Origin of the sequence: Streptomyces sp. PsTaAH-137 (assembly GCF_003259365.1) — a bacterium.
GTDB lineage: Bacteria > Actinomycetota > Actinomycetes > Streptomycetales > Streptomycetaceae > Streptomyces.
In genome coordinates, this window is the sequence record NZ_QLLY01000011.1 from 241177 (window position 1) to 266502 (window position 25326).

The 25326-nt window shown below is 72.0% G+C and carries 25 protein-coding genes; 6 read left to right on the forward strand and 19 right to left on the reverse strand.

The window, feature by feature from the left end; genetic code table 11:
- Nucleotides 1-114: 114 nt before the first annotated feature.
- From K377_RS25120 to infC, 5 genes are all read right to left on the reverse strand, one after another.
- Nucleotides 115-1251, reverse strand: a complete 1137-nt coding sequence (locus tag K377_RS25120; RefSeq protein WP_111665764.1) for an ATP-binding protein — start codon at nt 1249-1251, stop codon at nt 115-117.
- Nucleotides 1252-1308: 57 nt separating this feature from the next.
- A complete protein-coding gene (locus K377_RS25125) occupies nt 1309-2151 on the reverse strand; it encodes an RNA methyltransferase (protein ID WP_111665765.1) in 843 nt (280 codons plus the stop codon).
- A 167-nt stretch (nt 2152-2318) separates the two neighbouring features.
- The gene (gene rplT / locus K377_RS25130) at nt 2319-2705 is read right to left on the reverse strand and encodes a 50S ribosomal protein L20 (RefSeq protein WP_030493496.1); all 387 of its coding nucleotides are present in this window, start codon (nt 2703-2705) and stop codon (nt 2319-2321) included.
- Nucleotides 2706-2801: 96 nt separating this feature from the next.
- The gene (rpmI, locus tag K377_RS25135) at nt 2802-2996 is read right to left on the reverse strand and encodes a 50S ribosomal protein L35 (RefSeq protein WP_007829094.1); all 195 of its coding nucleotides are present in this window, start codon (nt 2994-2996) and stop codon (nt 2802-2804) included.
- A 124-nt stretch (nt 2997-3120) separates the two neighbouring features.
- A complete protein-coding gene (gene infC, locus K377_RS25140; RefSeq protein ID WP_111665766.1) occupies nt 3121-3819 on the reverse strand; it encodes a translation initiation factor IF-3 in 699 nt (232 codons plus the stop codon).
- 338 nt (nt 3820-4157) lie between these two features.
- Between infC and K377_RS25150 the strand changes: the two genes are divergently transcribed.
- Complete coding sequence (locus K377_RS25150) at nt 4158-4538, forward strand: DUF1844 domain-containing protein (protein WP_111665832.1); 381 nt, start codon at nt 4158-4160, stop codon at nt 4536-4538.
- A 9-nt stretch (nt 4539-4547) separates the two neighbouring features.
- Here the strand turns inward: K377_RS25150 and K377_RS25155 are convergent, their stop codons facing one another.
- On the reverse strand, nt 4548-5279 hold the full coding sequence (locus K377_RS25155; protein ID WP_111665833.1) for an SseB family protein: 732 nt from the start codon (nt 5277-5279) through the stop codon (nt 4548-4550).
- 96 nt (nt 5280-5375) lie between these two features.
- On the opposite strand from K377_RS25155, the gene K377_RS25160 reads away from it, so the two are divergent.
- The gene (locus K377_RS25160; RefSeq protein WP_111665767.1) at nt 5376-6308 is read left to right on the forward strand and encodes a serine hydrolase; all 933 of its coding nucleotides are present in this window, start codon (nt 5376-5378) and stop codon (nt 6306-6308) included.
- On the opposite strand, the gene mycP is transcribed toward K377_RS25160, so the two are convergent.
- Together mycP and K377_RS25170 are read right to left on the reverse strand one after the other, a co-directional pair.
- On the reverse strand, nt 6289-7452 hold the full coding sequence (gene mycP, locus K377_RS25165; protein ID WP_111665768.1) for a type VII secretion-associated serine protease mycosin: 1164 nt from the start codon (nt 7450-7452) through the stop codon (nt 6289-6291). The two genes, K377_RS25160 and mycP, sit on opposite strands and share 20 nt — an antisense overlap.
- On the reverse strand, nt 7449-8351 hold the full coding sequence (locus tag K377_RS25170; RefSeq protein ID WP_309252247.1) for a hypothetical protein: 903 nt from the start codon (nt 8349-8351) through the stop codon (nt 7449-7451). Before K377_RS25170 ends, mycP begins: the two co-directional genes overlap by 4 nt.
- Nucleotides 8352-8886: 535 nt before the next feature.
- Between K377_RS25170 and K377_RS25175 the strand changes: the two genes are divergently transcribed.
- Entirely contained in the window at nt 8887-10089 is a 1203-nt protein-coding gene (locus K377_RS25175) for an amino acid deaminase/aldolase (RefSeq protein ID WP_111665770.1), read from the forward strand.
- 45 nt (nt 10090-10134) lie between these two features.
- On the opposite strand, the gene K377_RS25180 is transcribed toward K377_RS25175, so the two are convergent.
- From K377_RS25180 to K377_RS25195, 4 genes are read right to left on the reverse strand one after another with little or no spacing between them, the layout of a single operon-like run.
- Nucleotides 10135-11415 carry a haloacid dehalogenase-like hydrolase gene (locus K377_RS25180; RefSeq protein WP_111665771.1) on the reverse strand — a complete coding sequence of 427 codons (1281 nt, stop codon included), beginning with the start codon at nt 11413-11415 and terminating at the stop codon, nt 10135-10137.
- A gap of 33 nt (nt 11416-11448) precedes the next feature.
- Nucleotides 11449-12231, reverse strand: coding sequence for a 3-oxoacyl-ACP reductase (locus K377_RS25185; protein WP_111665772.1), 783 nt, complete (start codon nt 12229-12231; stop codon nt 11449-11451).
- Between the two features lie 8 nt (nt 12232-12239).
- The gene (locus K377_RS25190) at nt 12240-13589 is read right to left on the reverse strand and encodes an aldehyde dehydrogenase (RefSeq protein WP_237551404.1); all 1350 of its coding nucleotides are present in this window, start codon (nt 13587-13589) and stop codon (nt 12240-12242) included.
- Nucleotides 13590-13600: 11 nt separating this feature from the next.
- Nucleotides 13601-14959, reverse strand: a complete 1359-nt coding sequence (locus tag K377_RS25195) for a glutamine synthetase family protein (RefSeq protein WP_111665774.1) — start codon at nt 14957-14959, stop codon at nt 13601-13603.
- Between the two features lie 85 nt (nt 14960-15044).
- Here K377_RS25195 and K377_RS25200 point away from each other — a divergent pair, with 85 nt between their 5' ends.
- Nucleotides 15045-15770 carry a FadR/GntR family transcriptional regulator gene (locus K377_RS25200; protein ID WP_111665775.1) on the forward strand — a complete coding sequence of 242 codons (726 nt, stop codon included), beginning with the start codon at nt 15045-15047 and terminating at the stop codon, nt 15768-15770.
- 162 nt (nt 15771-15932) lie between these two features.
- Nucleotides 15933-16631 (forward strand): gamma-glutamyl-gamma-aminobutyrate hydrolase family protein, encoded by a 699-nt coding sequence (locus K377_RS25205; RefSeq protein WP_181512637.1) that lies wholly within the window; start codon nt 15933-15935, stop codon nt 16629-16631.
- 18 nt (nt 16632-16649) lie between these two features.
- Here the strand turns inward: K377_RS25205 and K377_RS25210 are convergent, their stop codons facing one another.
- Nucleotides 16650-17540 (reverse strand): LysR family transcriptional regulator, encoded by an 891-nt coding sequence (locus tag K377_RS25210; RefSeq protein WP_111665835.1) that lies wholly within the window; start codon nt 17538-17540, stop codon nt 16650-16652.
- 133 nt (nt 17541-17673) lie between these two features.
- Here K377_RS25210 and K377_RS25215 point away from each other — a divergent pair, with 133 nt between their 5' ends.
- Entirely contained in the window at nt 17674-18801 is a 1128-nt protein-coding gene (locus K377_RS25215) for a TDT family transporter (RefSeq protein WP_111665776.1), read from the forward strand.
- Between the two features lie 22 nt (nt 18802-18823).
- Here K377_RS25215 and K377_RS25220 read toward each other — a convergent pair whose 3' ends face one another.
- The 6 genes from K377_RS25220 to K377_RS25245 all read right to left on the reverse strand — a co-directional run bounded on the left by K377_RS25220 (nt 18824) and on the right by K377_RS25245 (nt 25287).
- Nucleotides 18824-19012 carry a hypothetical protein gene (locus K377_RS25220; protein WP_161195007.1) on the reverse strand — a complete coding sequence of 63 codons (189 nt, stop codon included), beginning with the start codon at nt 19010-19012 and terminating at the stop codon, nt 18824-18826.
- Nucleotides 19009-19719 carry a helical backbone metal receptor gene (locus K377_RS25225; protein ID WP_111665777.1) on the reverse strand — a complete coding sequence of 237 codons (711 nt, stop codon included), beginning with the start codon at nt 19717-19719 and terminating at the stop codon, nt 19009-19011. The genes K377_RS25220 and K377_RS25225 overlap by 4 nt, the downstream gene beginning before the upstream one ends.
- Before the next feature lie 9 nt (nt 19720-19728).
- Nucleotides 19729-20304 carry a helix-turn-helix domain-containing protein gene (locus K377_RS25230; RefSeq protein ID WP_111665778.1) on the reverse strand — a complete coding sequence of 192 codons (576 nt, stop codon included), beginning with the start codon at nt 20302-20304 and terminating at the stop codon, nt 19729-19731.
- A gap of 111 nt (nt 20305-20415) precedes the next feature.
- A complete protein-coding gene (locus tag K377_RS25235) occupies nt 20416-21390 on the reverse strand; it encodes a hypothetical protein (RefSeq protein ID WP_111665779.1) in 975 nt (324 codons plus the stop codon).
- A gap of 167 nt (nt 21391-21557) precedes the next feature.
- Complete coding sequence (locus K377_RS25240; protein ID WP_111665780.1) at nt 21558-24179, reverse strand: ABC transporter permease/substrate binding protein; 2622 nt, start codon at nt 24177-24179, stop codon at nt 21558-21560.
- On the reverse strand, nt 24172-25287 hold the full coding sequence (locus K377_RS25245) for a glycine betaine/L-proline ABC transporter ATP-binding protein (RefSeq protein WP_111665781.1): 1116 nt from the start codon (nt 25285-25287) through the stop codon (nt 24172-24174). The genes K377_RS25240 and K377_RS25245 overlap by 8 nt, the downstream gene beginning before the upstream one ends.
- Nucleotides 25288-25326: the final 39 nt, after the last annotated feature.

A 25326-nucleotide genomic window follows, 5' to 3' on the forward strand; every position in this document is an offset into this window, starting at 1 on the left:
GATGGCCCCGTCTACGACTCGATGACGAATCGTCTCGGACATGGAGACGCAATGTGCCAAAGCACGAGTCTAACGGGGGTGCGGTCTGCGGATGCGCCCGTGGTGGGCCCGCGCTCAGCTGGTGAGATACGCGGGCGTCGCCACGGGCAGCGTAAATCGGAACTCGGCGCCGCCGCCGGGCGCCCGTCCGACCGTGATGGTGCCGCCGTGTGCTTCGACGATGCCCTTGACGATGTAGAGCCCCAGACCGGTGCCGCCGCGCTTGCTGCCCCGCCAGAAGCGGGTGAAGACGCGGTTCATGGACTCCTCCGGGATGCCGGGGCCCTCGTCGCTCACGGTGACCGAGGTGCCTGCTGGCGCGGGCTCGATGTCCATCGTGACGGTTCCCTCGCCGTGCCGCACGGCGTTTTCCAGAAGGTTGCTGAGCACCTGGTCGACCTTGTCCGGATCCGCCCACAGATCGGGCAGCGGCCGGGTGACCCGCAGCAGGAAACGGTCGGCGGCCTGTCCTGCGGCGACATGGGCCTGGATGTGCCGGGAGACGGCGGCGGCGATGTCGACGGGCTGGCGGCGCAGTTCGAGACGTCCGGAGTCGATCCGGGAGATGTCGAGCAGTTCGGCGATCAGCCGCGTCACCCGGTTCGCGTCGGCGTCGACGGTCTCCAGCATCAGCCGCTTCTGCTCGTCGGTGAACCGCTCCCACTTCGCGAGCAGGGTCGCGGTGAACCCCTTGACCGAGGTCAGCGGCGAGCGCAGTTCGTGCGCGACGGTGGCGATCAGCTCGGCGTGGCTGCGCTCGGTGCGGCGCCGGGCCTCGGTGTCGCGGATCGAGACGACGACGCGGCACACGGGCCCGGTGGGCCTGCCCCGCACGTAGCGGGCGGTGACCAGGACCTCCCGGCCCCCGGGCAGCAGCAGATTGCGCTCGGGCTGTCCGACGCGGGTGGCGAGGCCGCCGTAGGGGTCGGTCAGCTGCCACCAGCGCCGGCCCTCCAGGTCCTCCAGGGGCAGCGCGCGCTCCAGCGGCGTGCCGATGGCCTCCTCGCGGGGCACGGCGGTGATCCGCTCCGCCGCCGCGTTGAAGCAGACGACGTGGCCGCTCTCGTCGGCGACGACGAGTCCGTCGGGCAGATCGTCGGGGTCCGCGCCGAGTCCGCCGAGGCCGGTGGAATCGTCCCGGCCGCTTCGGGGCGCGACCGGTCCCCACCGTCCCCGCGCTCCTCGCGAGCCGCTCGTGCCGACGACGCTCATCTCCCCGTATCCCACCTCTCGTCCCCATCCAGAAACAGGCCCGAGGTGGTCACCCTACTAGTCGGCGGTGACGGAACGGCACCCTCCGGAGGCGCGCTGTGCACGGGCGGAGGCGTACAGGCACACCGCGGCGGCCGTCGCGAGGTTGAGGCTCTCGGCCTTGCCGTGGATGGGGACGCGCACGACGGCGTCGGCGAGTGCGCGGGTCTCCTCGGGCAGCCCCCACGCCTCGTTCCCGAAGACCCAGGCGGTCGGGGAGCCCATGGTGCCCTGGTCGAGCTCGTCGTCCAGGTCGTCCTCGCCCGCGCCGTCGGCGGCGAGGATGCGCACGCCCGCGGCCTTGAGCCCGGCGACGGCCTGCTCGACGGGGACGCCCACGGCGACCGGCAGATGGAACAGCGAGCCCACGGAGGCCCGTACGGCCTTGGGGTTGTACAGGTCCACGGAGGCGTCGGTGAGGACCACGGCCTCGGCGCCCGCCGCGTCGGCGCAGCGCAGGACGGTCCCGGCGTTCCCCGGGTCACGGACGTGCGCCAGTACGGCGACCAGCTTGGGCCTGGCCGCGAGGATCTCCTCGAAGGAGGTGTCCAGGAAGCGGCAGACGCCGACGAGGCCCTGCGGGGTCACGGTCGTGGAGATGTCGGCGATGACGCTCTCGTCGGCGAGGTGCACCCGGGCCCCGGCCTGCCGGGCCTCCCCCACGATGTCGGCGTAGCGCTCCGCGGCCTCGACGGTCGCGAACATCTCCACGAGCCCGCCGTGCGCGCCCGCCTCCCGCACGGCCTGCGGCCCCTCGGCGAGGAACAGCCGCTCCTTCCCCCGGAAATTCCGCTTCCCGAGCCGCCGGGCGGCGGCGACACGGGACGACTTGGGAGAGATCAGTTCAGGGACAGCAACCATGACAACTCACCTGAGGAAGAAGCGCCCCGAAGGGGCGCGGGGAACTGCGCGACCGGCCACAACCGGCCCGCACACGACACACGACGGCAGACGGGACACCGAACGCACTCGGACCCGCAAGCGGCGAGCTTGCGGGTCCGAAAATCACGTCCGGCTCAGCGGAGCGATCAGGCGGCAGCCTTCGGCGCGTTGACGTCGGCCGGGAGGGCCTTCTGCGCGACCTCGACCAGCGCGGCGAACGCGTTGATGTCGTTGACGGCCAGCTCGGCGAGGATCTTGCGGTCCACCTCGATGTTGGCGGCCTTCAGACCCTGGATGAGGCGGTTGTACGTCATGCCGTTCTGGCGGGCAGCGGCGTTGATGCGCTGGATCCACAGCTGACGGAAGTCGCCCTTGCGCTTCTTGCGGTCGTTGTAGTTGTAGACCAGGGAGTGGGTGACCTGCTCCTTGGCCTTGCGGTACAGACGCGAACGCTGACCGCGGTAGCCGCTGGCCTGCTCGAGGATCGCCCGACGCTTCTTGTGCGCGTTCACCGCGCGCTTGACGCGTGCCACTTTGTAACTCCTTGTAGCGGGGCCGGGGTTGTCGTCACCCGACCCGAATTCGAATAGTCCCGGTTTAGCTGTGCGGGGCGCATGAGCGCCCGCGCATCACTTGCCGAGAAGCTTCTTGATCTTCTTGGCGTCGCCCGGGGCCATCTCGGCGTTGCCGGTGAGGCGACGCGTCAGGCGCGACGACTTGTGCTCGAGCAGGTGGCGCTTGCCGGCGCGCTCACGGAGCACCTTGCCGGAGCCGGTGACCTTGAAGCGCTTGCTGGCACCGCTGTGCGACTTGTTCTTCGGCATAGCGCCGTTCTCTCCTCGTCAGTGGCGTTCCCGGCCGGTTCGTGCCAGAGGCGCGAACCGGCCGCGGGGGAACGTCAGTTGTGTCAGTTGGGTATCCGGAGCACACAGGCGGTGTGCCGACGGATCATGCCTCGGCCGGAGCCTCGGCGGGGGTCTCGACCTCGGCCTCGACCTCGACCTCGGCGTCGGCCTCGGACTCGGCCGCGTTCTGCGACTTGCCCGGGTTGGCCTTCGCGTCGGCCTTGCGGGCGGCCTGCGCCTCGCGGGCCTCGGCCATGGCCTCGGTCTTCTTCTTGTGCGGACCAAGAACCATGATCATGTTCCGGCCGTCCTGCTTCGGGTTCGACTCGACGAAACCGAGGTCCTCGACGTCGTTCGCAAGGCGCTGCAGCAGTCGGTAGCCGAGCTCCGGCCGGGACTGCTCACGACCACGGAACATGATCGTGATCTTGACCTTGTCACCCTGCTTGAGGAACCGGACGACGTGACCCTTCTTGGTGTCATAGTCGTGCGGGTCGATCTTCGGCCGGAGCTTCATCTCCTTGATGACCGTGTGCGCCTGGTTCTTGCGCGCCTCACGGGCCTTCATGGCCGACTCGTACTTGAACTTCCCGTAGTCCATGAGCTTGCAGACGGGCGGACGGGCGTTCGCCGCCACCTCGACCAGGTCGAGGTCGTACTCCTGAGCAAGCTCAAGGGCCTTGGCAAGCGGAACAATCCCGACCTGCTCGCCGCTGGGACCGACAAGTCGCACTTCGGGAACGCGAATCCGGTCGTTGATGCGGGGCTCGGCGCTGATGGATCCTCCTCGGTAGCACCACACGACGGCCTGGCGGACCGCCGCGTAACGTCTGTTACGTAAGTACCAACCGCGTCGAAGCACAAAAAATGCCCCGGACGGTACACACGGGGGGCTCCAAGAACTACCGGAGCACCGCCACGGGCAACCGCGGGGCGCGCTGTCGGACGGCTCCATCGTCCGTACGGAACGATGGGGACCGTCTGACCGGTGACCCGCCGTCCTGTACGGACGGCCAGGTGGGAGATCGGAGCCTCCACTTGTGGGCCGGAGCACGCAGGTGTCCGGCCGGTCGTTACACAAGGTTAGCAGCTCTTGGGGGGTGCGCCCAACCGAGTGGGCGGCGGCTTATCGTGGGCCTCATGAGTGACGCCATTCCCGCAGCCCCTTCGGCTGATTCCCCCGAGTCCCCCGACTACGACGCGCTGACCCGCGACATCGCGGAGGTGCCCGCCGTCGAGGTCATCGTGACGGTGGCGGTCAACCTCATGAGCGCCGCCGCGGTGAAGCTGGGCCTCACCGAGGAGGGCGACGCCCACAAGGACCTGGACGAGGCGCGCAAGCTGATCCACGCCCTCGCCGGGCTGCTCGACGGCAGCGCGACCGAGATCTCGTCCTTCCACGCGGCGCCGCTGCGGGACGGCCTGAAGTCGCTCCAGCTGGCGTTCCGCGAGGCGTCGATCGTGCCGGACGAGCACGGCCAGGGCCCCGGCGAGAAGTACACGGGCGCCGTCTACGGCTAGGACGCCCGCTCAGTCCCGTACGTACAAGGGCTCGCCCGGCAGGGTGGCCTCGGCCGGCAGCAGTGCCAGGTCGAGGCCGCGTGCCAGGCGGGCCCTCAGTGTTTCGTCGGCGGCGATACGGGCGGCCACCGCCCGGGCCGCGCCCTGCACATCGGCGTCCGCGTCGACCACCAGGGCCAGTGTGCCGTCGGCCTGGCCCGGGCCCAGATAGGCGCGGGCCACCGCCGGCTCGGCCGCGACCGCCGCGCGCACCGCGCCCGTGACCGCCGGGTCGGTCAGCGGGTCAGCGCTCGTGCGGCCCTCCGCGAGGGCGTACAGGGCGGAGCCCGTCAGCTCGTAGGGCACCGGGCCCGCGAGGTCCAGGACGACGGTGTCGGCCTTCTCGTGAGCGGCGGCCTGGAGCGCCTGGTGCAGGGGCACGGCGACCGGGCGGGCCTCGGGGTCCCACAGGGCCAGGGACGCGGTGGAGGTGAAGGCGGGGAGCGCCGTGCGGTCGCCCGCCTTCAGGGTCGGCACCGCCATGTCGGACGTCTTCTCGCGGCGCAGGCCGTTCTCGTCCTCCTCGACCTCGCCGAGCACGGCGACGACGGGCACCAGGAGCCGGGCGCCCTTCAGCGCCTCCAGGACCGGGCCGTGGGCCGTGCGGTCCGTCGACCAGGCGGCCAGTGCCTCGGCCAGGCGCGGGTCCGCCGAGCCGTCGTCGTCGGAGAAACCGGGGTCGGGAATGTTCTTGTTCGCCACGTTCACCGACCCTACCGAGGGCGCGGCCACAGGTTCTCAGCGGACCCTGAGCCCGGCCTCATGGTCCCCACAGGACCGGGCCGGAGCATCGGCCCCATGTCTTCTGCTTCCCGTCGCCGGCGGTCGGCCGCGTCCCGCCGCAGGCCCCTGCTGTACGCGGCCGTCGCCTCCACGGTGCTTCTGAGCGGTACCGCCGCCACTACGGTCTACGTGAAGGCGCAGGCGCACGATGCGACCGCGCTGGTGTCGCAGACGTCCGCAGCCGAAGGGGGCTCCTCCGTGTCGTCCTCCCCCACTCCCGCCGTCGACCGGAACGCCCTGCTCGCCGCGGCCGTGGACGGTCTGGACGGGTCCTTCTCCGTCGCCGTCCTCGACGTGTCGGCCGGCACCTCGGCCGCGTACGCCACCGACGACGGCGCGACGTACGACACCGCGAGCATCGTGAAGGTCGACGTGCTGGCGGCGCTGCTGCTCCGGGCGCAGGACGACGGCCGCTCGCTGACCTCCCAGGAGAAGACCTACGCGGCCGCGATGATCCGGAACAGCGACAACTCCGCCACCACCGCGCTGTGGGAGACGATCGGCGGCGCGGACGGGCTCGACGCCGCCAACGAGCGGCTCGGGCTCACCGGGACCAGCGGCGGCGACGGACCGCTGTGGGGACTGACCCAGACCACGGCGGCCGATCAACTCGTCCTGCTCCAGCAGGTGTTCGGCACCGGCGGCGACTCCGTCCTGGACGCGGAATCACGCGCGTACGTCCAGGGGCTGATGGCGGACGTCGAGTCCGATCAGCGGTGGGGCGTCTCGGCGGCGGGCGGTGACGGGCTCGCGCTGAAGAACGGATGGCTGCGGCGGAGCACCACCCAGCTGTGGGACATCAACAGCATCGGGCGGGTGACCGTCGACGGGAAGCAGTACCTGGTCGCCGTGGTCTCCGACGGGAACACCACCAAGGACGCCGGGATCGATCTCGTGGAGGCCGTCGCGAAGGCCGCGGTGCCGGCGCTCAGCGACGACGACGCATGAGGCGGTGGCTGCGCCACAGATAGACGGCGCCGCCCAGCAGGACGACGCCCAGGCCGCCCGCGACCAGGCTCACCCAGGTGGCCTGGCCCGTGTCGTCGGGGTCGGCCGGGCCCGTCCCGAAGTACTGCTCGCCGTACGCGGCCGACTTCAGGCCCTCCGGCTTCAGTTTCCGCGCCGCGGTGATCGCCGCCGCCGGGTCGATCATGCCGAACCCGCGCGAGTCGTCGCGGCCGCCGGAGGGCGGGTCCTGGGCCGTGTCCTCGACGAGCTTCTTGATCTGGGCGGGGCTCAGGCCCGGGTGCGCGGCGCGGATCAGCGCGACGGCGCCGGAGGCGAACGCCGACGCGGCGCTGGTGCCCCAGGCCGCGTAGTACTTGCGGTCGGGATCCGGGGTGACGATGCCGCGGCCGGGCGCGGCGACCGTCGCGTACCAGCGGCGGGTGGAGAACGAGGCGCGCGAGCCGGTCGAGTCGACGGCCGTGGCGGTGATGACGCCCGGGTAGGCGGCCGGGTAGGAGATGTGGTCGCCCTTCTCGCCGCCGTTGCCCGCGGAGGCGACGACGGAGACGCCCTTCTTCAGCGCGTACTGGATGGCGTCGTCCTCGCTCGCCTCCGCGTGGGCGGTGGACGAGTCGTCGCCGAGCGAGAGGTTGATGACGTCGGCGCCGTGGTCGGCGGCCCAGCGGATGCCTTCCGCCAGCGCGTCGCCCCGGCTCTCGCGGGCCTTGGCGCGGTCCGGGTCGCCGTCCTCCAGGATCACGCGGACCGGGAGGATCGTCGCCTCGGGCGCCACGCCCATGACGCCGTCGCCGTGGTCCTTGCCGTGGCCGTGGCCCGCGATGACTCCGGCGATGGCGGTGCCGTGGCGGGCCCAGGGGCGGTCGCCGCGCTGCGCGCCGAAGCCGATGAAGTCCTTGCCGGTGGCGACGTTGCCCTTGAGGTCCGGGTGCTCGTCGTCGACGCCGGTGTCCAGGACGGCGACGGTGACGCCCTTGCCCTTCGTGGTGCGCCACGCCTCCTGGGTGTGCAGGGCGTCGAGGCCCCACTGCTGGGCGCGGACCGAGTCGGCGTGCGCCGCGGTGGCGGGGAGCAGCGCGAGGGACGCCACCGTCGTGAGGGCGGCGAGGGTGCGGCGGCGGTTCATGACGGCTGCTCCGTGGACTGCTTCTGGACCGCTTTGCGCAGGCCGCGTTCTATCCGGTCGGCGATGCCCTGCGCCTCGTTGCCCAGGCCCGCCTGGGCGGGGGCCGTGGTGGCGCCGGACTTCATGGCGTCGGCGGCGGGCTGCGGGTCGGAGACGGTGCGGCCGTCGGCGAAGCCGGAGACCGCGTAGACCACGACCGGGGCGTCGGTCAGCACGTTGAGGGTCCAGGACGCGCGCTGGGCGTCGCCGAAGTCCGCGGCGGCGGTGCCCTTGGCGGGGTACGGGCGCGGCATGAGGTCGGCGCGGCGGTCCAGGCCCTGGTCGGTGAAGCGGGTGCGCAGCGCCTGGGTCGCCTCCTGGTCGGCCTTGGTGAACAGCAGCCCGACGGTGGTGACGTTGCTCTGGGTGGCGTCCGTGTACGTGGCGCGCAGCAGCCGCAGACAGCCGACGGAGCTCAGCGCCTTGTGCAGGAGCGGGTCGAAGGCCTTGGCGCAGGTGGTGTCGGGGGCGACGGCGATTCGGGTCCAGGTGCGGTCGGCGCCGCCGGGGCCCGCGCCCTCGCCCTTGAGGGTGCGCGGGAAGAGCTGGTCGACGGGGATGCTGTGCCACAGCTGCCCGGCCCGGGTGTAGGAGCTGTGCGCGGAGACGGTGCCGTCGCCGTCGTCGCCGGTGAGCAGGGAGCCGGTGGCGGCGCCGCCGATGAGGCCGAGGCCGAGCACCAGGCAGGCGGCGGCCGCGGCGACGCGCGGGGCGAGGCGGGCGCCGATGGGGCGCAGCCTGGTGGTGCGGTCGTCGTAGTGCTCGGGGGGCGCGAACCGTACGAAGGGCCTGCCGGCCGTGCCCGGGATCGGCGTGAGGTCGACGGTGCCGACGGGTCTGCGCGGGGGCGGCGGGCTCATCGGGGGGCGCGGGGGTGCGGGTGGGATCGGGCGGAGGCGGGTCGTCGTCTCGGTGGCGAGGGCGCCCGGGACCTCCGGCGGGAGTGGGCCGGGGTGCGCGGGCGCGCCGCTGGGGGTGCGGTGGGTGGGGGCGGGTGCGGGTGCGTCGTGGCTGGTCGCGCCGTTCCCCGCGCCCCTGACGGGGCTTGCCCCGGGCCGTGTCGGAGCGCCGCCGGCGGGGCCCTGTGGGGGTGTGTCGGGGAAGCGGGCCGACGGGGGCGGTGGGGGTGGGGTCGGCGGCAACGGGGGGACCTCGGGCGGGAGTTCGGGACCGGAGGGCTGCGCGGGGCGCGGCGGGACCGGGGGGCGCGGTGGCACTGAGGGGCGCGGAGGGACGCGTCCGGCTTCCGTACTCATGCCTCCCCGTTTCCTCAGCCTGCGTGCGCGTCACTCTAACGGGCGGAACCGGGTACGGCAGGACGCAGTCCGCACACCCGGCCGATCTGCCCGGAACATCCCCCTACCCTGCGGTAATCGAGTCTGGCAGGCTTCGGACATGACACCCCGTGCAGCCGATCGCGCCCGCTTCGACCGGGCCACCGCCCACCTCGACGCCCCCGTGGCCATCGTCGACCTGGACGCCTTCGACGCGAACGCCGCCGATCTGGTGCGGCGCGCGGGAGGCAAGCCGATCCGGGTGGCCAGCAAGTCCGTCCGCTGCCGCGCCCTGCTCGAACGGGTCCTGGCGCGGGAGGGGTTCGCGGGCATCATGTCGTTCACTCTGGCCGAGTCGGTGTGGCTGGCGCGGTCGGGGTTCGAGGACGTGCTGCTCGCGTATCCGTCGGCGGACCGCGCCGGGTTCGCTGAGCTGGCGCACGATCCGAAGCTGGCCGCCGCGGTGACCGTGATGATCGACGACCCCGCGCAGCTGCGGCTGATCGACGACGCCCGGGATGGCGGCACCGAGGAGATCCGGGTCTGCCTCGAACTCGACACCTCGCTGCGGATGCTGGGCGGCCGGGTGCGGATCGGCGCCCTGCGCTCGCCGCTGCGCACCCCGTCCCAACTCGCCGATCTGGCCCGGGTCGTGGCCCGGCGGCCGGGGTTCCGGCTGGTGGGGATCATGGCGTACGAGGGTCATGTGGCCGGGGTCGGCGACGCGGTGGCGGGGCGGCCGGTGCGGTCCCGGGCGATCCGGCTGATGCAGGCGTCCGCGCGCCGGGAGCTGGCGGCGCGGCGCGCGGCGGTGGTGCGCGCCGTGCGGGCGGTGGCGCCGGACCTGGAGTTCGTCAACGGCGGCGGCACGGGCAGTGTGCAGCACACGGCCGCCGAGGACGCCGTCACCGAGATCGCCGCCGGGTCGGGGCTGTACGTGCCGCGGCTCTTCGACAACTACACGTCGTTCAGCGGGCGTCCGGCCGCGCTGTTCGCCCAGCCGGTGGTGCGCAGGCCCGGGGTCGGCGTGGTCACCGTGCTCGGCGGCGGCTATCCGGCGTCCGGCGCGGCGGGTCCGGACCGGCTGCCGGTGCCGTATCTGCCGGAGGGGCTGCGCTACGACGGGCAGGAGGGGCCCGGTGAGGTGCAGACGCCGCTGCTGGGCTCCCCCGCCGACGATCTGCTGATCGGCGACAAGGTGTGGTTCCGGCACGCGAAGGCCGGGGAGCTGTGCGAGCGGTTCGAGGTGCTGCACCTGGTGTCCGGGGACACGGTGACGGAGACGGTGCCGACGTACCGCGGTGAGGGCTACACGTTCCTGTGAGGGTCCGGGGCCGCGGCGGGTGCGCCGCGGCCCCGGACACGCCGGCTAGTGGACGGCGTCCACCTGGTCCGGCACGACCGAGCCGTCGTCGCGCAGGAGCGGGCCGAAGCCGCCCTCCGGCTTGTTGTACGCGGCCGTCGCGCACGGGTACGTACCGGTCTTCTTCGGCAGCGGCTCGATGAACATGGGGTTGGCGACCCAGCGTCCGTCGGCGTCGTCGTAGGCCCGGCACATGATCTCGTTCTTGTTCCGGTTGAGGACGAGGTGGGCGCCGGTCGCGTCGCCGACGAAGGTCACGTCGGTGTCGGCGTCACCACCGCCCAAGGCGATGCGCTTGCCCCAGGACTGCTTCTCCCAGGCGGCCTTGCCCTTGATCCCGTAGATGTCCTGGTTGATCCAGCAGCGTTTGCCGTCGATGTACGGGATGGCCTCGCCCTGGGTGCGGCCGGTGCCGCCGCAGCCCTCGTTGTACGTGGTGATGCGGCCCTTGCGGTCGAGGACCGAGCGGATGGCGATGGTGTGGGCGCGGTCGATGCCGACGCCCCGTGACCAGACCTCGGTGACGGGCTCGGACCCGGCCGACACGATGTAGACGTCGAAGCCGGCCTTCTGGAGCGTACGGATGAGGTCGCGCTGCTGCTCGTAGTAGCGGACGTAGCCGGGGATCGTGTGGGTGCCGAGCGTCTGGGTGGCGCCGACCGGGGCGGCGAGGGCCTCCTTGCGGGCGGCGGCCGCGTAGGACTCCAGCTCGGGGACCGTGTGCCCGGCGAACAGCTGCGGCACCCAGGCGTACTGGGGCACGGTGCGGCGGTGGTTCCAGTCGCCCGCGAAGGCCGCGGCGCCGCTCATGGTCTTCCCCGACTCACGGATGTTGAAGATCTCGTCCGTGCAGTCGGTGTCGGTGGAGGTGGGCAGCGGGGCGCCCACGGGGACGTCGGTGCCGCAGGCCGCGGTGAGCGCCTTGTCGGCGTCGTCCGTCAGCCATTTGCTGGTCTTCTTCCAGCTCGCGGGGCGGAGGATCTTGTCGTGCTTGAGGGACCAGGCGATGGTGGCGTCGGTGACATCGTTCTTGGAGACGGTGTTGTCCCAGTCGAACGCGGCGACGGGGCGCGGGCCGTGGTGGCCTCCGCAGCTCCCGCGCTCGTCGATCATGCGCTGGAGTTTCGCCCGGTTGTCGCCGTACCAGGGCAGCTTCTTCGACAGCTGCGGGCAGGCGCGGTCGGGGGTGGGGGCGGACGTGGCGGCGGCCGCAGGAGAGACGAGAGCCGTGGCCACCAGGGCGGTGACCACGGCCGAAGTCCACGCGGAAACATTGCTGTTACGCATGCCCGGTGACCGTACACCTATCGGTCGGGTCCCCTACAGAGGCGTGACGTAGGCGCCCGAGATACCGCCGTCGACCAGGAAGTCGGTGGCGTTGACGAACGAGGCGTCGTCGCTGGCCAGGAAGGCGACGGCGGCCGCGATCTCGTCGGCGGCGGCGAACCGGCCGACCGGAATGTGCACGAGGCGGCGTGCCGCGCGCTCGGGGTCCTTCGCGAACAGCTCCCGCAGCAGCGGGGTGTCGACCGGGCCCGGGCACAGGGCGTTGACCCGGATGCCCTCGCGGGCGAACTGCACGCCGAGTTCGCGGGACATGGCGAGGACGCCGCCCTTGGACGCGGTGTAGGAGATCTGGGAGGTCGCCGCGCCCATCCGGGCCACGAACGAGGCGGTGTTGATGATGGAGCCCTTGCCCTGCCGCCGCATGTAGGGGATCGCGGCCTTGCAGCACAGGTACACGGAGGTGAGGTTGACGTCCTGGACGCGCTTCCACGCCTCCAGGCCCGTGTCGAGGATCGAGTCGTCGTCGGGCGGTGAGATGCCCGCGTTGTTGAAGGCGATGTCGACGCTGCCGTAGGTGTCGAACGCCGTCTTGAAGAGTGCCTCGACCTGTTCGGCGTCGGTGACGTCGACCCGCACGAAGGTGCCGCCGACCTCCTCGGCGGCCTTCTTGCCCGCGCTCTCGTCGATGTCGCCGCAGACGACGTGCGCGCCCTCGGAGGCGAGCCGGCGCGCGGTGGCGAGGCCGATGCCGCTGCCCGCGCCGGTGATGACGGCGGTGCGGCCGACGAGGCGGCGGCAGATGTTCTCTTCGGTCATGGGTTTTCTCAGGCCTCCGTGCTGATGAAGACGTTCTTGGTTTCGGTGAAGGCGGTGAGGGCGTCGGGGCCCAGTTCGCGGCCGAGGCCGGACTGCTTGAAGCCGCCGAACGGGGTCCAGTAGCGCACGGCGGAGTGCGAGTTGACGGACAGGTTCCCGGCGCGGACGGCTCGGGAGACGCGCAGGGCGCGGCCCAGGTCGCGGGTCCAGAGCGAACCGGCGAGCCCGTACGGGGTGGCGTCGGCGAGACGGATCGCGTCGGCCTCGTCGGTGAAGGGCAGCAGGACGGCGACGGGCCCGAAGATCTCCTCCACGGCCGCGGGCGCGTCGGCGGCTTCGCCGGTCAGCACGGTCGGCGGGAACCAGAAGCCGGGCCCGGTGGGCGCGGTGCCCCGGATGCCGGTGGCGGAGTCGGGCACGAAGTGCCGTACGCGGTCGAGCTGTTGCCGCGAGATCAGCGGCCCCATCCGCGTCTTCTCGTCCAGCGGGTCGCCGACGACCACGGCGCCGATCGCGTCCGTGAGCAGCGCCGCGGCCTCCTCGTACACCGTCTCCTGGACGAGGATGCGGGTGCGGGCGCAGCAGTCCTGGCCGGAGTTGTCGAGGAACGAGAACGGGTCGAGGGCCTTCGTCAGGTCCGCGTCCGCGAAGACGATGTTGGGGCTCTTGCCGCCGAGTTCGAGCGTGACCGGCTTGACCAGGGCGGCGCAGCGCTCCATGATCTCGCGGCCGGTGCGGGTCGACCCGGTGAAGACGATCTTCGCGACGTCCGGGTGGTCGACGAGGGCGCGGCCCGCGATGTTCCCGTGCCCCGGCAGGACCTGGAAGAGGCCCTCGGGAAGCCCTGCCTCCAGGGCCAGTTCGGCCAGGCGCAGGGCGGTGAGCGGGGTCGTCTCGGCGGGCTTGAGGACGACCGCGTTGCCCGCCGCGAGCGCGGGGGCCGTGCCCCAGGCGGCGATCGGCATCGGGAAGTTCCAGGGGGCGATGACGCCGACGACGCCGAGCGGTTCGTGGAAGGTGACGTTCCAGCCGCCGGGGGCCGGGATCTGTGCGCCGTTGAGGCGTTCGGCGCCACCGGCCGCGTAGTGGAGGAGGTCCCGTACGTTGCCCGCCTCCCAGCGGGCGTTGCCGATGAGGTGTCCGGCCTCGCGGACCTCCAGCTGCGCCAGCTCTTCGAGGTGTCGGTCGACGGTGTCGGCGAAGCGGCGCAGGAGCGCGGCCCGGTCGGCGGGGGCGGCCGCGGACCAGGAGCGCTGGGCGGTGCGGGCTCGGGCGACGGCACGGTCGACGTCCTCGGCGTCGGCGGCGGGCACGGTCGCGACGATCTCTTCCGTCGCCGGGTTGAGTACCTGGAGCAAAAGGGGGTTCCTCACATGCGTTCGAAGGAGCGGCGCAGCTCCCAGTCGGTCACCGCGGCGTCGAACGCGTCGAGTTCGACCCGCGCCATGTTGCGGTAGTGGGCGACGACCTCGTCGCCGAACGCGGCCTTCGCGACGGGGCTGTTCTCCCAGAGGTCGGCGGCCTCGCGCAGGGTGGTGGGGACGTGCGCGTAGTCGGCGGCGTAGGCGTTGCCCGCGCAGGCCTCGGGGAGCTCCAGCTCCTGCTCGACCCCGTGGAGGCCCGCGGCGACGAGTCCGGCGACGGCGAGGTACGGGTTGACGTCGCCGCCGGGCAGCCGGTTCTCGAATCTCAGGGAGCGGCCGTGGCCGACGACGCGGAGCGCGCAGGTGCGGTTGTCGTGGCCCCAGGCGACGGCGGTCGGGGCGAAGGAGCCCGGCTGGAACCGCTTGTAGGAGTTGATGTGCGGCGCGTAGAGCAGGGAGAAGTCACGCAGCGCGGCGAGCTGCCCGGCGAGGAAGTGCCGCATCAGGGGCGACATCTCCCGGCCGTCGGCCATGGCGTTGGCGCCGTCCGCGTCGGCGAGCGAGAGGTGGATGTGGCAGGAGTTGCCCTCGCGCTCGTTGTACTTCGCCATGAAGGTGAGCGAGACGCCCTCCTGGGCGGCGATCTCCTTGGCACCCGTCTTGTAGATCGCGTGCTGGTCACAGGTGACGAGGGCCTCGTCGTAGCGGAAGACGATCTCGTGCTGGCCGGGGTTGCACTCCCCCTTGGCCGACTCGACGGTGAGGCCGGCGCCCGCCATCTCGTTGCGGATCCGGCGCAGCAGGGGCTCGACGCGGCCGGTGCCGAGGACGGAGTAGTCGATGTTGTACTGGTTGGCCGGGGTGAGGCCGCGGTAGTCGGCGTCCCAGGCCTGCTCGTAGGTGTCCTTGAAGACGATGAACTCCAGCTCGGTGCCGACCTGGGCGGTGAGCCCGAGTGCGGCGAGCCGGTCGAGCTGGCGGCGCAGGATCTGGCGGGGCGCGGCGACGACGGGCGCGCCGTCGTCCCAGGCGAGGTCGGCGACGAGCATCGCCGTCCCCTCGTTCCAGGGGACGCGGCGCAGCGTGCCGAGGTCGGGGTGCATGGCGAAGTCGCCGTAGCCGCGCTCCCAGGACGACATCGCGTACCCGTCGACGGTGTTCATCTCGGCGTCGACGGCGAGCAGGTAGTTGCAGCCCTCGGTGCCGTGCTCCAGGACCTCGTCGAGGAAGAAGCGGGCGGCGAACCGCTTGCCCTGGAGCCGTCCCTGCATGTCGGGGAAGGCCAGGACGACGGTGTCGATCTCTCCGCTGGCGACGAGGGCGCGCAGTTCCTCGACGGGGAGCGGGGGTGTGCGGTCTGCCACGGGAAAGGCCTCCTCGGGTCCGCCATGAGCCGATGCGCCATAAGGTATGGGGTGGAACCATTGGTTGGGAAGGGGACCAGGGCTCATGTCGCGCACGGATGTGGACGGGGGACTCGCGACGGTGCTGCGCCCGGTGCGGGCGGGCAACGGCTTCGAGGAGGCGCTGGAGCAGATCCTCCAGGTGGTCCGGCTCGGTCTGGTTCCGGCCGGTGAACGGCTGCCGTCCGAGCGGGAGTTGGCGGAGCGGCTCGCGATCAGCCGGGTGACGCTGCGCGAGGTGCTGAAGGTCCTCCAGGACCAGGGGCTCGTGGCGGCGCGGCGCGGCCGGTACGGCGGGACGTTCGTGCTGCCGCGCCCCGAGGCGGGCGGCGGGGACGAGCTGCGGCGCCGGATCCGGGACGTGGACATCGAGGACGTGCTGCGCTTCCGCGAGGTCCTGGAGGTCGGGGCGGCCGGCCTGTGCGCGGACCACGGCCTCGACGACGCCCGCGCCCTGCGGCTGCGCACGGCGCTCGCGCACACCCATGACGCGCCGCTCGCGGACTACCGCCGCCAGGACACGCTGCTCCACCTCACCCTCGCCGAGCTGTCCGGTTCGCCGACGCTGGCCGGGAGTTACGCGGCGGTGCGCGCGAGTGTGAACGACCTGCTCGACTGCATCCCGCTGCTGGTGCGGAACCTGGAGCACTCCCAGCGCCAGCACACGGCCCTGGTGGAGGCGGTGCTCGCCGGGGACGCGGAGGGCGCGCGGGCGGCGATGCGCGAGCACTGCGCGGGCACGGCGGCACTGCTGCGCGGCTTCCTGACCTGAAGAGACCGCACCGATCCGAAGGGGCCCGCATCGCGAAAGGTCCGGATCCAATCCATTGGGCCCGGCCCCGGTGACCGCATACTGAACGCCCCGGTGTGCGGCGCCATGATCTCGTACCCTCTGGGGTCCCTGTCGCACAACAGAGGTCGGGAGCGCAGCAGCATGGTGAGCAGGCCGCTGATCGGCATCAGCACCTACCTGGAGAAGAAGGCCAGTTGGGGGGTGTGGGAGATGCCCGCGACCCTCCTGCCCGCGGGTTACCCGCAGCTGGTGCAGTCCTCCGGCGGGCTCGCCGCGACGGTGCCGCCGGACGACGCGAAGCACGCGCCGTCGGTCGTGGCCCGGCTCGACGGGCTGATCATCGCGGGCGGCCCCGACGTGGCGCCGGAGCGGTACAAGGCCGAGCGCGACCCGCGCACCGGCCCGTCCGCCGAGGAGCGGGACACCTGGGAACTGGCCCTGATCAAAGCCGCGTTGACCTCCGGGACCCCGCTGCTCGGCATCTGCCGCGGGATGCAGCTGCTGAACGTCGCGCTCGGCGGCACGCTCACCCAGCACATCGACGGCCATGTCGTGGAGACCGGTGTCTTCGGCCGGCACGCGGTGACGCCGGTGCCGGGCACGCGGTACGGGGATCTGGTCCCGGAGCCGTCGGAGGTGCCGACCTATCACCATCAGGCGGTGGACCGTCTGGGCCGGGGCCTGGTCGCCTCCGCGCACGCTGCGGACGGCACCGTGGAGGCCGTCGAACTCCCCGGCATGTCCTGGGTGATCGGGGTGCAGTGGCACCCCGAGATGGGTGAGGACAAGCGCGTCACGGAGGGCCTGGTCCGCGCGGCGGGCACCCCGCACGGCTTCTGAACCCGCCGGGAATGACGCTCAGCCCGTACGGGTCAGGCCCAGCAGATCGCGGGCCGGTCCCGTCGGCCGGTGTCCCGTGGGCCAGACGGCGCGCAGGGCGCGGGTCAGCGGGGCGGCGTCCAGCGGGATCTCGACCAGGCGGCGGGCGGTCAGCTCCTCGCCGACGGCCAGTTCGCTGAGGACCGAGGGGCCCGCGCCGCTCACCGCGGCGGCCTTCACCGCCGTCGTGGAGGAGAGTTCGATCAGCGGGCGGGCCAGACCGCCGAGCGCGGCGTCGAGGACCTGCCGGGTGCCCGAGCCCTCCTCGCGGAGGATGAGCGCGGTCGCGGCCAGCTCGTCGGGCGCCAGTGGCTTGCGGCGCCGGGACCAGGGGTGCGTCGGGGCCGTCACCACGATCAGCCGGTCGTGGGCGATGACCGTCGAGTCCAGTCCTGCCGGAACGGTGAGGCCCTCGACGAACCCCAGGTCCGCCTCGCCCGCGAGCAGCCGCTCCGCGACCACCGCCGAGTTCCCGGCCAGCAGCGAGACCGCCGTGTCGGGCCGCGCGGCCCGCAGCGCGAGGAGCCAGCGCGGCAGCAGGTACTCGGCGATCGTCATGCTCGCCGCCACGGTGAGCCGCGAGTCCCTGCGGTCGCGCAGCGCCTGCGCCCCCGCGTCGAACTCCTCCGCCGCCGCCACGATCCGCCGCGCCCAGTCGGTGACCAGCGCGCCGGTGTCGGTCAGCCGGGAGCCGCGCGGCGAGCGGTCGACCAGGGCCAGGCCGAGCTGGCGTTCCATGGAGCGGATCCGGCTGCTGGCCGCGGGCTGGGTGATGCCGAGTTCACGGGCGGCGGCGCCGAGGCTGCCCAGGCGCGCCACGGCGAGGAGCAGTTCGAGCGCGCCGAGGTCGGGCACGCGGTGGGCGAGCATCCCGGGCGGGGGCTCGCGCCCGGTCGCCTGCTGCTCCTGCTGCCTCTGCCGTTCCTCGCCCATAAGGCCAGGTTATGCCCTCATACAGGGAACGTCCCTGGTGGGGGGCGTTCGGTCGGCGCATCGTGAAGGCATGGTCACTGTCGCCCAGCCCCGCACCGTCCCCGCCACCGGCGCCCCCGCCGTCCGCGCCGCCGCCGTCCGTCACCTCGGACCCAACTGGTACGCGGCCGTCATGGGCACCGCGATCGTCGCCAACGCGGGCGCCACGCTGCCGGTCGGGTTCCCTGGGCTGCGGACCGCCTGCACAGTGGTGTGGGCGCTCTCGTGCGTCCTGCTGGCCGCGGTGCTGACCGCGCGGGCCCTGCACTGGACGCACCACCGCGACCAGGCCCGCGCCCATCTCCTCGACCCGGCGGTGGCGCCCTTCTACGGCTGTCTGTCGATGGCGCTGCTCGCGGTCGGCGCCGGGACGCTGCTCGTCGGGCAGGACTGGATCGGCCTCGGCGCCGCCGTGGCGGTCGACACCGTGCTGTTCGTCGCCGGGACGGTCGTCGGGCTCGCCGCTGCCGTCGCGATCCCGTACCTGATGGTCGTACGGCACCGGATCGAGCCGGGGCAGGCGTCGCCCGTGTGGCTGCTGCCCGTGGTCGCGCCGATGGTGTCGGCGGCGGTCGGCCCGCTCCTCGTGCCGCACCTGCCGGCCGGGGCCTGGCAGGAGTCGTTCCTCCTCGCCTGCTACGCGATGTTCGGGCTCAGCCTGCTGGCCACCCTGGTCATGCTGCCGGTGATCTTCGCCCGGCTGGTCACGGCGGGGCCGCTGCCCCTGATGCTGACCCCGACCCTCTTCCTCGTCCTCGGCCCGCTGGGCCAGTCGACGACGGCCGCGAACAAGTTCGCCGATGTCGCGTCCGGCGTGCTCCCGGCCTCGTACGCGCAGGGCTTCACGGTGTTCGCGGTGCTGTACGGGGTGCCGGTGATGGGCTTCGCGCTGCTGTGGCTGGCGCTCGCCGTGGCGATGGTGGTGCGGGCGCGGCGTCGGGGGATGGGGTTCGCGATGACGTGGTGGGCGTTCACGTTCCCCGTCGGGACCTGCGTCACCGGCGCGGAGGGCCTGGGCAAGCACATGGGGCTCGCCGTGTTCGACGGGCTCGCGCTCGTGCTGTACGTGGCCCTGGTCGCGGCCTGGGCGGTGGCGTCGGTGCGGACGGTGCGGGGTCTGCTCGACGGGCGGCTGCTCGCGCCGCCCGCGCGAGCCTGACGGTCGGCGCCGGTCGCCGGGATCAGCGCTTCAGGGCGCGGTAGCGCCTGAGCAGCGCGGTGATCCGGTCCCGGTCGGCCGCGCCGTTCAGCTCGGTCAGCAGGTCGTCGGGGCACAGCTCGTAGTGGTCGCCCCACCAGCGCCTGCCCCGGTTGTCCCAGACGCGATAGCCGCCCGGGACGCCTCGTGCCACGTAGCGCCGCTTGCTCACCGCTCCCCCAGCTCCCTTCCCAGCACCTCGGGCGCCCGGGCCAACGACGGCCCGTACCAGGTGAGATGGCGGCCGCTGACCAGTGCCGACGGGGCCGTGAACGCCTCCGGTCCGTCGTCGGCGGTGAAACGGTACGGCTCGTCGGGCAGCACCACCACGTCTTTTTCCACGGCGTCCAGTGCGTCGAGCGGGACGCGGGGATAGCGCTCGGCGTGGTCCGCGTACACGTTGTCGACGCCGAGGCGGGCGAGCAGATCGCCGGCGAAGGTGTCGCGGCCGACGACCATCCACGGGCGCCGCCAGATGGGGATCACGGCCCGGAGGCGGCGGGCGGGCGGAGCGAGAGCGGCCCAGGCGGCCTCGGCCTCGTCGAGCCAGCGCGGCCGGGAGCGCGCCCCGCACGCGCGCAGCACCCGGTCCAGCTCCGCCGTCGCCTGCGGCAGGGTGCGCACCTCGGTGACCAGGACCTCGATCCCGGCGGCGCGCAGGGCGGCGAGGTCGGGGCCGCGGTTCTCCTCCTCGTTGGCCACGACCAGGTCGGGGCGGAGCGCGGCGATCGCCGGGACGTCGGGGTTCTTCGTGCCGCCGATCCGGGGCACGTCCAGGCCGGCCGGGTGGGTGCACCAGTCGGTGGCGCCGACGAGGACGCCCGGCAGCGTGACGGCGACCGCCTCGGTCAGGGACGGCACGAGGGAGACGACGCGCATGCCGGGGCCCTACTTGGGTCCTGGCTCGTCGACCGCCTCGATGTGCTCCCCGACGGCGACCACGAGCACCCGCGCGTCCGGCACGGTCGCCCGCCACCGGTGCCGTACGCCACCGGTCAGATACAGGGTGTCACCGCGCACGAGCCGGTACGCGCGTCCCTCGGCCTCCACCTCGACGGCACCCTCGGTGACATGCATCAGCACGTCGTTGCGCAGCTGGAACTCGCGGCCCGGGTCGTGGTCCCCCACGAACTCCTGGGCCTGCATCTGGTGGTGCCCGCGCACCAGGGACCGCACGACGCCGCCCGCCGAGTCCTCCTCGACGCCCGTGTCGTCGGCGCGGACCAGATCGACGGTGCGGGCCGGGTCGGCGGCGGCGAGCAGTTCGACGGCGGTGGTGCCGAGGGCGTCGGCGACCTTCTCCAGGGAGCGGCGGCTGGGCCGCGCCCGCTCGTTCTCCACCTGGCTGAGGAAGGGCACCGACAGGCCGCTGCGCTCGGCGACGGCGGACAGCGTCAGCTCCAGTGTCCGGCGGCGGCGCCGGACGGCCGCGCCCACGCGGAGTGACTCCTTGTGTTCATCCATGACGTCCGCTCCCTCCCACCGCCGGCCTGTCCGTTTGATTGCACCCTACGCATGTTCGTCTCGACGTTTCATGCGAGCGGCACAAGCCGCGGTCCCGGATCCGGCCGTGTGCTACAGCTCGCGCCAGTACACGAGCTGCCCCGCCTCCCCCGGCGCGGCCCCCTCCGCCGGGATGAACAGGCTTACCAGGAGCGCCCGGTGACCGCCAGGGTCCGTGATCCGGGTCGCGGACGGATTGGCGAAGGAGGTGGAGCCGCCCCCGGTGCGCAGCGGGACCCGGTCGGCTCGGCCGGACGCGGGATCGTAGGCGTACGCCGACCAGCTGCCGAAGTCGTCCCGCCACCGCTGCCCCTCGATGAGCACCATGGGCTCTCCGGCGAGGCCGACCCGGTCGCGGTCCCCTATGTTGCCGCTGGTGCCGTACCGCTCCACGGCCCGGTCGAGGCGGTGGTCGGGGGTGGCGCTCCAGGTGGTGAAGTCCTTCAGCGTGGCGGTGAGTTGGCGGTCGGTGTCGCAGTCGGCGCGGTAGTGGCCGGTCAGCTCGACGGTGTCGCCGTGCACGGCGGTGATCGCGGGGGTGCCCTCGGCGCAGGCGGAGAGGGTGCGGGGCGCGTCGAAGCGGTGGGCGGCGCGGCCGGTGAGGAGTGCGTCCAGATCGTCGTAGGCGCGTACGGCGATGTGGTTGCGGGGGTCCTTCTCGTACGCCAGGACGTAGCCGCCGTGGCCGTCGGCGGCGAGAGCCGGCTGGCTGGAGCCCGCGCCGAAGTCGTGGCGGCGCTGCCAGTGCAGCAGGTCCGCGGAGGTGGCGATGGCCGAGTGGAAGCGGCCGTCGGCCCGCATCGTGTGGTACACGGCCAGATACGTTCCGCTGCCGGCCTGGACGATCTGGGCGGCGTCCATGGTGGCGCCGGTGTCGTCGGTGAGGCCGTAGCGGTGTCCGTCCGCCGCGGTGACGTCGGCGGCAAGCGCGACAAAACGGGCGGTGGCCGCCGAGGCCGGGTGGGCGCTGGCCCCGGGCAGCTGCGTCAGCAGCAGGACCACGGCGAGCGCGGCGGCGACGAAGGCGCTGAGCCGGGCGGCGGTCACGGTGCCATCGAGCGTACGAGCGGACGGCGGCCGTACGGCCCGTCCGGCGCGTGGGGTGCGCCACAGACCCCGGGGACGGCAGACGGGTGGGCCCCGACGGTACGTACCGTCGGGGCCCACCCCGTGTCCTGCTCACCGCTCCTGGTGCGTCGTCCTGATCAGGAGAGTCAGGAGACGGGAGCCAGCTTGTCCTCCAGGCCCGGCTGGGAGTCCAGCCACTTGCGCGCGGAGGCCTTCTCGTTGCCCGCGCCGCCCTTCTGGATCTCCACCTCCAGCGAGGCGAGCTGCTTGTCGGTCATCTTGAAGTTCTTCAGCCACTTGGTGAACTCGGGGAAGTCCGAGGCGAAGTCCTTCTTGCCGACGATGTGGATCCGCTCGCCCTTGCCCCAGGCGCCCTTCGGGTCCTTGAGCTTCTTCAGGTCGTACTTGCCGTACGCCCAGTGCGGCGACCAGAGCGTCACCACGACCGGCTCCTTCTTCTTGATGGAGCGGTTCAGCTCGGCCAGCATCGACGAGGTGCTGGAGGAGACGACCTTGTACTCGCCCTCCAGGCCGTACGCCTTCAGGACCTTCTTGTTCAGCGTTCCCATCATTCCGGCACTGGCCTCGATGCCGATGATCTTCCCGTTGAACTTCTTGCCCTGACCCTTGAGGTCGGCGAGCGAGTCGATGCCCTTCACGTACGACGGGACCGTCAGCTCCAGTGACGTGGGCCCGTACCAGGAGCCGATGTCGGAGAGCTGGTCCTTGTACTTGTCCACGTACTGCTTGTGCGTCTGTGGCAGCCAGCTGTCGAGCTGGACGTCCATCTGCCCCTGCGCGAGCGAGGTGTAGAGGGGGCCCGGGTCGAGCTGCTTGAGGTTCGGCTTGTAGCCGCGGTCCTCCAGGATGTTCTGCCACAGGTAGCTGGTCGCGATGGCCTCGTCCCACGGGAAGTAGCCCATGTTGACGGTCTTGCCCGCGTCCTTGCCCTGCTTCTGCGCGCCGCCGCCGGGAACCGGGGCCAGCTGGTCGACCAGGCCAGGGTTCTTCTTCAGCCAGGTGCGCACGCCGTCCTGCTCGTGGCCCTCACCGGCGGCCTTGATGTCGTTCTCCAGGCTCGTGAGCTGCTTCTCGGTGAGCTTGAAGTCCTTCAGCCACTTGGCGACCGTCGGGTCCTTCTTCGCGAAGCCCTTGTGGGCGACCGTGTGCAGGTTCTCGCCCTTGCCCCAGGCGCCCTTCGGGTCCTTGAGCTTCTTCAGGTCGTACTTGCCGTACGCCCAGTGCGGCGACCACAGGGTCACCACGACCGGCTCCTTCTTCTTGAGGGAGCGCTCCAGCTGGGCGAGCATCGTCGAGGTGCTGGACGAGACGACCTTGTACTCGCCGTCGAGGCCGTACTCCTTGAGGACCTTCTTGTTGAGGGTCCCCATCATTCCGGCGCTGGCCTCGATGCCGATGATCTTGCCGTCGAACTTCTTGCCCTGACCCTTGAGGTCGGCGAGCGAGTCGATGCCCTTCACGTACGAGGGGACCGTCAGCTCCAGCGACGTCGGGCCGTACCAGGAACCCATGTCGTCGAGCTGGGACTTGTACTTGTCCCAGTACGCCTTGTGGGTCGTCGGCAGCCAGGAGTCGGTCTGGAAGTCGATGTCGCCGCGCGCCACGCCGGAGTACAGCGGGCCCGGGTCGAGCTGCTTGACGTCCGTCTCGTAGCCGCGCTGCTCCAGCAGCTCCTTCCACAGGAACGTGGAGGCGGTGCCCTCGTCCCAGGGGATGTAGCCGATGTTGATCTTCTTGCCCTGGCCGACGTTCGTGCTCTTGCCCGCGGTGGCGGAGTCGTCCGAGCCCGCGAGGTTCATCCCGCCGGCGACCAGCGCCAGGGCGACCACACCGACGACGGCGACGACGCCGGCCGGCTTGTAGTGCGCGAAGGAGAACCCGCTGCGGGTCGCGGCCAGCTTGGCGGCGGCGCGGCGGCCCAGCGGGGAGACCCGCTCGTTGAGGGCGCCCGTCATCCGGTCCAGGTACATGGCGAGGACGACGACCGCGACACCGCTCTCGGCGGCGAGGCCGACCTTGAGCTGGGTGATCGCCGAGTAGACCTGCTCACCGAGGCCGCCCGCACCGGCCATACCGCCGATGACGACCATCGACAGAGCCAGCATGATGACCTGGTTGACACCCGCCATGATCGTCGGGAGCGCCAGGGGCAGCTGGACGCGCGTCAGGGTGGAGCGCGGGCTGGTGCCGAACGCGTCGGCCGCCTCGATCAGCTCACCGTCGACCTGCCGGATGCCCAGCTCGGTCATGCGCACGCCCGGGGGCATCGCGAAGATGACCGTCGCGAGCAGGCCCGGGGTGGTGCCGACGCCGAAGAACATGACGCCGGGGATCAGGTAGATGAACGCAGGCATCGTCTGCATGACGTCGAGCACGGGCCGGATGGCGCTGCTGACGCGGCTGCTGCGCGCGGCCCAGATGCCGACCGGCACGGCGATGACGATCGTGATGACCGCCGCGACGAGCACGAGGGACAGGGTGTCCATCGCGTCGTCCCACAAGCCGAGCGAGTCGATCAGCGCCATGCCGACGAAGGCCAGGACGCCGGGGAGCAGACCGCGCAGCCAGCACGCGATCACGGCGAGGATGCCCGCCATCAGCAGCGGCTCGCCGCCGCCGAGGACCGCGTCCACGCCGTCGTACATGCCACCCAGAACCGTCTGGATGAAGTCGAACAGCCAGGTCAGGTGCGACTGGAGCCAGTCGACCGCGTCCTCGACCCAGTCACCGAAATGAAGCCTAGGCACCGGCGTTCACCTTCTCCACCGGGCCGTCGCCCTCCGAGTCCTGCGGGGCCTCGGAGTCCTGTGCGGCATCTGAGATCTCTACGGTCTTCATCGGCTCGCCGAGCACGGCGAGCAGCCGCTGGCGCGGGACGACGCCGAGCAGCTTGCCGGAGTCGTCGGTCACGGCCACGGGTATCTCGCTGGTCGAGCAGGGCGTGAACAGCTCGATGATCGGGGTGTCCTCGGTGACCGTCGCCGGGGCCTCGGCCGCCTTGTACCCCTGGTCGGGGGTGGCCATGATCGCGCCCGCGCTCAGCACGCGGGAGCGGTCGACGTCCTGGGTGAAGGACGCGACGTAGTCGTTGGCCGGCGTGACGAGGATGTCCTCGGCGGAGCCGATCTGGACGATGCGGCCGTCGCGCATGACGGCGATGCGGTCGCCCAGGCGCATGGCCTCGTTCAGGTCGTGGGTGATGAAGACGATGGTCTTCTTCAGGGTCTTCTGCAGTTCGAGCAGCTGGTCCTGCATGTCGCGCCGGATCAGCGGGTCGAGCGCGCTGAACGACTCGTCCATCAGGAGCATGTCGGCGTCGGTGGCGAGCGCGCGGGCCAGGCCCACACGCTGCTGCATACCGCCGGACAGCTCGTCGGGGAAGGACTTCTCCCACCCCTTCAGACCGGCCAGCTCCAGCGCCTCGTGGGCGCGCTTCTCGCGCTCGGCGCGCGGCACGCCCTGCACCTCGAGCCCGTAGGCCGCGTTCTCCAGGACGGAGCGGTGCGGGAAGAGCGCGAAGTGCTGGAAGACCATGCTGATCTTCTTGGAGCGCACCTCGCGCAGGTCGCGTGCGGACAGCTGCGTCAGGTCCTGGCCGTCGAAGCGGACGTGTCCCGCCGTGGGCTCCAGGAGTCCGTTGAGCATGCGCAGCAGCGTGGACTTGCCTGATCCGGACAGACCCATGACGACAAAGATCTGGCCCGGCTCGACGGTGAAGGACGCTTCGATGACGGCGGCTGTGGTGCCGTCGGCGCGCAGCTCATCACGGTCGGCTCCGCGGCGGAGTTTTTCCACCGCCTCAGCGGGTCGTCTTCCGAACACCTTGTACAGGTCTTCGGCTTCAAGCCTGGACACATACACCTCTCGGGTTGAAGCAGGACGGCCCGCCTCCCC